Source organism: Bacillus sp. C30 (assembly GCF_040838255.1).
Taxonomy (GTDB): Bacteria; Bacillota; Bacilli; order Bacillales; family Bacillaceae_G; genus Bacillus_A; species Bacillus_A mycoides.
The window spans coordinates 1-3,386 of the sequence record NZ_JBFPJH010000336.1; the positions used below are offsets into that span (position 1 = coordinate 1).

Consider the following 3,386-nt stretch of genomic DNA (forward strand, 5'->3'; position numbering starts at 1 on the left):
GTATTTTTATCGGAATAGTGAAACAATAGAGAAGTAACTTCATATAATCATAATGACAAAATGAACGGTTTATGAATCGAACATAAAGGAGATTATGTATGGCACTCTCATTTGTTGAAACAGAAGAACAATCTTTAGTTATTGAGAAAATAAATAAATTGATTCCGAAGTTCATGGAAAGGGAGCATCAACTAAGTGAATTAGGATCATTTCCGTATGAAAATATTAATAATTTGAAAGATATCGGATATACGAAATTAACGTTGCCAAAAGAATTGGGAGGCAATGCGATTTCTTTATATGACTTCGTTTTATTTCAAGAGAAAATAGCAGAAGGCTGCGGTGCTACCGCATTATCAATTGGATGGCACCTTGGCATTGTAAAGGAATTAGCTGAAAATCGCTCTTGGAATGAGGAAATGTTCACTTGGTTTTGTGAAGAAGTACGTAATGGTGCGCTTTTTAATCGAGCAGCGACAGAGCCGAATACAGGTAGTCCTACGCGCGGCGGGAAACCAGAGACGTTAGCTGTCAAAAAAGGTGAGAAGTGGATTATAAATGGAAGAAAAACGTTTACGACAATGGCACCAGTACTTGATTATTTTATCATTTCAGCAAGTATTGAAGGCCAGGAAGATATCGGAGAGTTTGTCATTCCAAAGAATACGCAAGGCGTGACAATTGAAGAAACGTGGGATAGCATCGCAATGCGAGGAACTGCGAGCCATGATCTCGTTTTACAAAATGTAGAGATACCAGATCGCTTTTTCACTGATATAAAGGGTTCAAAAGTTAAAGCTAAGGGTATTGGCTGGTTGCTACATATACCAGCATGTTATTTAGGAATTGCACAATCAGCAAGAAATTATGCAGTTCAGTTTGCGGAATCATACAAGCCAAATAGTTTAAATCATTCTATAAGTTTATTACCGAATGTTAGAAGGTTAGTTGGAGAATTAGAACTTGAGCTTATGCAAGCTCGTGTCTTTTTATATCAAATTGCGAAAAAATACGATGAGGCAGAAGATAAATTATCATTGCAAGCTGAACTAGCAGCTGCAAAATATGTTGTCACGAACGCGGCAATATCTATTGTAGATAAAGCAATGCGCATCGTAGGCGCGAAAAGTTTATCAGAAAAAAATCCGCTTCATCGTTATTACTTAAACGTCAGAGCAGGACTACACAATCCGCCGATGGATGATGCAACACTATCTATGCTGGCGGATGCGGCGTTTCGGTCGTAATGAAGAAATATAAAATCTGTTCCGTTCTGGAACAGATTTTTCGTTGTCGGTGAATCAGTATTCTATGTTGAATCGTTGATATATTTAGAGTTGTGATAGATATATTTGAAAAATTGTTGATATAATTCCATGTATTATGTCATTGTTCAAAGAATAGGGAATTCTCGTTTTACAAATTAAAAAGGCTATCCTTTTGGTAAGAGGATAGCCTTTTTAATTTGTTCTATTGTGGCTGCACTTCAAGATTCATACTACTTTCAGAACCGTCTTGATTATGTGCAAATAACGAATAATCACCTGGTAAAGGGTTAGCGATAAGTGAACGTAAAGTAAAGGATTTACTTTCATTTGGCTGTAACGTGTGTGTTACTAGACGATCTTCTTTGAATTTAATTGAATAAGTGAAACTGTTTGTACCAGTATTTTTAATCGTAATATTTAAGTCACCTTGGCCACTAAAGTCAAAGCCAGTACCTGTGTCACCTCTGAATACAGTTGAATTATTAAATGAAGACGAATGAAATGTTTGGATTTCTTCTTTATTACCTGATGAAAGGGTAATAGTTTCTTTTTCTATACTTGAAGTTGAGGAATCTAGTTTTGTATTTGGTTTTGTTAATAAAGTAATCGCGCAAAGTGATGCAATTACAATAAATGAACTAGAGATAACGAATCGTTTTTTTGTAAGAAGCATATATTTCTCTCCCTTTATAAGAATATAAGAATGTATAATTACAAGAAAAACATAACATGTATTCCGTTTATTGTAAATTTATAAAATCTTTCTTTTCATTCTTCTTTTTATAGTTTTATAGTGGAATGCTATGTTTCTTATTTCACCTACTGTATAATAAGAAAAAAGTACGAAAAGAGGTTATCTCATGCTAGAGGTTATTGCAACTTGTTTAGAAGATGTGAAGCGAATTGAAAAGGCTGGTGGAAATCGAATTGAACTCATTTCATCATATACAGAAGGTGGTTTAACACCGAGCTATGCTTTTATAAAAAAAGCAGTAGATGCAGTGCAAATACCAGTTCATGTTATGATTCGTCCGCATGCGAAGTCTTTTACATATACGGAAGAAGAAATTGAAATGATGAAAGAAGATATTGTAGTTGCTAAAAATCTTGGAGCTGCTGGTGTTGTATTAGGTGTATTAAACGTACAAAATGAAGTTGATGAAGAGAAATTAGCAGATATATTATCTGTTGTGGATGGAATAAATGTAACGTATCATCGTGCGATAGATGATACAGAAAATCCAGTAGAAGCGATGAAAGCTTTGAAAAAATTCAATAAAGTTACTCACGTGTTAACTTCAGGCGGACAAGGAAATGTAGTAGATAATATTCCGGTGCTTCGAGAGATGCAGAAGGAAAGTGAAGGGAATATACAGCTTGTTGTCGGAAGTGGAGTAACGAAAGAGAATGTAAAGCAATTGCTAGATGAAACTGGAATTTCTCAAGCTCATGTCGGTACAGCGGTAAGAGAAGGGAAATCATGTTTTTCTGAAATTGATCCTAATTTAGTACAAGAATTAGTTCAAATAATAAAATAAACACTTAAGAAAGAGGAGAAACGATGAAGGAAAATACGAAGAAAGAATTATTCTCATGGGCTAAAACGATAGGATTTACCCTTGTATTAATCGCTATTATTCGCGGTGTTTTATTTACACCTTCATTAGTACAAGGGGAATCGATGATGCCCACTTTAGAAAATAACGAACGAGTTCTCGTGAATAAGATTGGTTATAGTATAAGTGGATTAGACCGTTTTGACGTTATCGTCTTCCACGGAAAAGAAGGGTACGATTTAGTAAAACGAGTAATTGGTTTACCGGGTGATACAGTTGAGTATAAAGATGATGTTTTATATGTAAACGGAAAAGCGATGGAAGAACCGTATTTAAAAGAATTTAAAGAAAAGGCGTCTGGTCGTGTATTAACTCCTGATTTTACGTTAGAACAAATCACAGGGAAAACGAAAGTGCCAGAAGGCCAAGTGTTTGTTTTAGGAGATAATCGTGAAGTTTCTAAAGACGGTCGTATGTTTGGATTTATTTCAGAAGATGAAATTGTCGGAAAAGGACAAGCTGTTTTCTGGCCGTTGAAACAAGTGAGAGCGTTATAAAGTAA

At 35.1% G+C, this 3,386-nt stretch carries 4 protein-coding genes; 3 read left to right on the forward strand and 1 reads right to left on the reverse strand.

Features of this window, described 5'->3' with window-relative positions:
- The first annotated feature begins 98 nt into the window (after positions 1-98).
- On the forward strand, positions 99-1,247 hold the full coding sequence (locus tag AB3X49_RS19715; protein ID WP_367964214.1) for an acyl-CoA dehydrogenase family protein: 1,149 nt from the start codon (positions 99-101) through the stop codon (positions 1,245-1,247).
- Positions 1,248-1,470: 223 nt separating this feature from the next.
- Here the strand turns inward: AB3X49_RS19715 and AB3X49_RS19720 are convergent, their stop codons facing one another.
- Positions 1,471-1,941: a hypothetical protein gene (locus AB3X49_RS19720; RefSeq protein ID WP_367964216.1), complete on the reverse strand. Its 471-nt coding sequence runs from the start codon at positions 1,939-1,941 to the stop codon at positions 1,471-1,473.
- Positions 1,942-2,128: 187 nt separating this feature from the next.
- Here AB3X49_RS19720 and AB3X49_RS19725 point away from each other — a divergent pair, with 187 nt between their 5' ends.
- Together AB3X49_RS19725 and lepB are read left to right on the forward strand one after the other, a co-directional pair.
- Complete coding sequence (locus tag AB3X49_RS19725) at positions 2,129-2,806, forward strand: copper homeostasis protein CutC (RefSeq protein WP_367964218.1); 678 nt, start codon at positions 2,129-2,131, stop codon at positions 2,804-2,806.
- Between the two features lie 23 nt (positions 2,807-2,829).
- Positions 2,830-3,381: a signal peptidase I gene (lepB, locus tag AB3X49_RS19730; protein WP_002013664.1), complete on the forward strand. Its 552-nt coding sequence runs from the start codon at positions 2,830-2,832 to the stop codon at positions 3,379-3,381.
- Positions 3,382-3,386: the final 5 nt, after the last annotated feature.

Excerpts from the sequence above, each read along its gene's own strand:
- AB3X49_RS19720 (WP_367964216.1), bottom strand. The coding sequence starts at position 1,941 with ATGCTTCTTACAAAAAAACGATTCGTTATCTCTAGTTCATTTATTGTA.
- AB3X49_RS19715 (WP_367964214.1), top strand. The coding sequence starts at position 99 with ATGGCACTCTCATTTGTTGAAACAGAAGAACAATCTTTAGTTATTGAG.
- AB3X49_RS19725 (WP_367964218.1), top strand. The coding sequence starts at position 2,129 with ATGCTAGAGGTTATTGCAACTTGTTTAGAAGATGTGAAGCGAATTGAA.
- lepB (WP_002013664.1), top strand. The coding sequence starts at position 2,830 with ATGAAGGAAAATACGAAGAAAGAATTATTCTCATGGGCTAAAACGATA.